General features: G+C 30.0%; 2 protein-coding genes. One reads left to right on the top strand and one right to left on the bottom strand.

The window, feature by feature from the left end; translation table 11 throughout:
* Window positions 1–656 (bottom strand): hypothetical protein (locus EHS15_RS17000; RefSeq protein WP_135761792.1); only part of this gene is annotated, 656 nt, incomplete at its 3' end.
* A gap of 920 nt (window positions 657–1,576) precedes the next feature.
* Here EHS15_RS17000 and EHS15_RS16995 point away from each other — a divergent pair.
* On the top strand, window positions 1,577–2,481 hold a 905-nt coding region (locus tag EHS15_RS16995), incomplete at its 3' end, for a hypothetical protein (protein ID WP_135761791.1).

Here is a 2,481-nt window from a genome sequence, read left to right as displayed (position 1 = left end):
GGTTTGTGACTTTGAGTTATTGTGCTACTGTATTTTTTGTGAAGAGATATGAAAGGTTGTTGGTCATTAAAGGTAATATGCTTGTAAGAGCCGAAACTTAAACGACTGATCTTTGTGCTTAGGCTATCGAAACAGGAAGTATTGTCAGAGTCGTATTCTTTTCTCAGGGAATAGCTCAAAAAATCATAGGAATCACCATTATAAATTTGGAAATGAAAATTTGGCTTAATAGCGTATTTATGTTTGCAGAAATTTGTGATTTCTTTTTCGTAAAGTTCTTTAAGTTGTGGAATATCTTCCCTTGGCATTAGGGCTAAGACATGAATGTGATTTTCTTTATCAAATATATCAGAGCTGTGAGTAATCGCTAATCTAGGAAAATAAATAATGGCTTTATTGCTTAGATCGAAATTAATTTTCCATTTTCTTAAAATAGGTCTGATGGTATCTGCTTCTAGCTTTACAAAAGAGTTATAGACTAAATATTCCAAGTCAGTTTGAGATATGTAAGAATTATTCAAAGTTCTGGTTCCGAATGTGATCAATAATTTTTCGTAATTACTTTCTTTTAAGGGAAGAATTAGGTCGTTGAAGTTGGAAGCGAGTATACGGAGTGAATTTTCTTTTGAGCTTAGTGATTTTAAATTATTTTGCATTCATTTTCCTTTTTGGGTATAGTTCGCCCGTTTCACATATTTCGCATATTTTTCTCTCATCATCATCTGCAAAAGCATTCCAGAGCAGTTTAGAAAAAAGATATTCTTATACCCTTATTATATCCAGAAAATCGCAATTGTTCTCAAAAAAATATTACCGTAGTGAAAAAAAATTAAATTTTATAATTAAATATTTTCTAAAATGCGAATTAAGGTAGTTTTAACGTTTTTTTTGATGAGGTAAGGTTATAAAATTCACTTTATTAAATTAAGATGAGTTGCTTTTGAGATTTCTTTGTTTGGGTCCAATGCATTTGCTTATTGATGTATAAAAAATAAGCATTTGAAATGCGCTGACCACTTTGAGAAAATCTTTTTGATATAAGTTTTGATTGGATTTCTGTTTTTCTTAAGATGAATTCGCCTCTTGTCTGAAAATTAATTATTTTCTAATTCGGAAATCTATAATATCCTATCTTATTTTGCTTCAGAATCGATTTCTAGGGACTTCTGGGTGATGAGGAAGGGTTAGATTAGGGAAAAGTATTTTGAGCTTCTTATTCTTCGAATTGATTTCCTTTTTTATGTTCTATTATGAGAAATTAAGTCTATAGTTAACTTATTTCCATAAAGAATGACTTATTTCTTCAAATATTTTCTACATACTGTAAGCAATGAAGATAATGATTACATATATTGCTACATGTAATGATCAATGATGACTGCAACAGTAACAACTGCAATGCACGAAACGCTACGCCAGCCCATATTTTATCTTTCTCCTACTTTTTTCAGAAAATATCCATAATTCACTTATTTTATTGAGTTTTTTCTATTTTTTTGTATTCAAAAACGACACTTTTTTGTCTATAACAAACAGGGCTTTCTTAGAGAATTGCCATTGAAGCGAAGGGAAAGTTATGAGTGATAAAGATAAAATTCGGGTTAAAGTTTATTATGATATCCGAGAGTTAGTGAGAAAATTACATATCGATCGTAAAAGAAAGGAAATATATACTTTGTTTCTTTCTCAGGCTCATTCTTACCTAAAGAAAGAAGGTAAAATATTTCTTCATTCTAGCTTTATAAAATTTCGACTCGGTAAGAATTATTTAGAGGATTTGAGTTATCTGACGAAAATGGTAATTATTTCTAGGGGAGAACTTTATACTCCAGGTCTTGAATCAAAAAGTTTTACAATAAAAGGTAAAATATCTGAGAAGAAAGTTGATATGCGGATTGATAGAGATGCTAGAGCGCATTTTAAAAAGAAATTTATACTTAGCGATTTTCCAGAACTGGAATTAAATAAAGCAAATCTTGGGCGAATTGCATTGAAGAATGACAATGAGTCACTCGCAAAAATTAATTCTATTTTGCAAAATAAAGAAAGCAATGTTGCGAAAAAGTTTATTATCTTACAAAAAGCGATCAATGCGAAAAAAAAGAGAATAACAAAAAAACATGAAAGTTCTCGGATGTTTCACTTTGTTTCTAATACTATGAAAGGACTAAGATATTTACTTACTGTTGATGGTGAGGAACTAGAGGAAATGGACATGTCAAGTGCGCATTACTTTTTTTTAGGACAAATCTTATCTATTGATTCAAAGTTTAAAGCAAAGGAGGAATTATCGAAATTTAAGCAAATGGTGTCAAATGGAGAATTTTATTCCTTTATCCAAAAGAAGTTAGAATTAAGTAACTCTAAATATTCGGAATTGAAGACTGTTAAAAGTCGGTTACTAATTTATCTTTATACACATAAGAATAAATATTTCGTGAAAAGAGCAAATGGATCAAAAATGATTGGTCCGGCATTTAG

Origin of the sequence: Leptospira idonii (assembly GCF_004770995.1) — a bacterium.
GTDB classification, from domain to species: Bacteria; Spirochaetota; Leptospiria; order Leptospirales; family Leptospiraceae; genus Leptospira_A; species Leptospira_A idonii.
Note: the sequence above shows the minus strand (reverse complement) of the source record. Positions and strands in the feature narration are given on the sequence as shown.